Annotated in this window: 1 pseudogene; it reads right to left on the reverse strand. The window is 63.2% G+C overall.

What is annotated here, in order from left to right:
• Positions 1-474 precede the first annotated feature (474 nt).
• Positions 475-617: pseudogene (locus O7A70_RS33925) on the reverse strand (transposase); the annotation flags it as partial.

The raw sequence follows: 617 nt of genomic DNA on the forward strand, positions 1-617 counted from the left end.
GTCGGTCGCCGCGGTTCGGCTTATGCCTACAACGTGAAGGAGTTGCGAAACAGCGAGAAAGCCGCGGCCGAGAATGCCGAGCGTGCCTACGAGCTGATGGTTCAGCATTGGCGGCCACGCGGGCCGAAGCGGCGCACGGACGCCACAAAGGAGGAACGACTATAACGGCTGCGTGGCGGCACTCTCATCCTCGTGCACCACTCTTTGCCACGTGGTCGTCCGTGCCGGACAAATATAGCACAAGGAATGTGGCGGCACGATCGCCGCCTCGGTCCGCTCCAGACTGGCGCCGTGCTCGACGCCGTCAAGGCGTGGCCTGGAAACCTCGCAGCCGGCCGTGCCGCCACCGCACCGGCCAGCCTTGACCGCGTCTCGACACGCTCGCACGGGAGATCCTGTGGGCCGAGACGAAGAAACAGGCTCACCTGAGCCAAACAAAGAAACGCAGCAGGAGTTGGAAAAGCCGAAATCAGGCTTGTCGATGTCATCCGTGGACTTCAGGTGCTTGTGATGCTGGCGCGGCAGGCGAAAGAAGGTCATCGTGCTCTCGATGGTTTCCTCCGCCCACGTCGTCAGTCGTGGGTAGCGGCCCGACCATTTGGCAAGCCACGCGGCGA

The organism is Mesorhizobium sp. Cs1299R1N1, assembly GCF_037179655.1.
In the GTDB taxonomy this organism is placed as follows: Bacteria; Pseudomonadota; Alphaproteobacteria; order Rhizobiales; family Rhizobiaceae; genus Mesorhizobium; species Mesorhizobium salmacidum.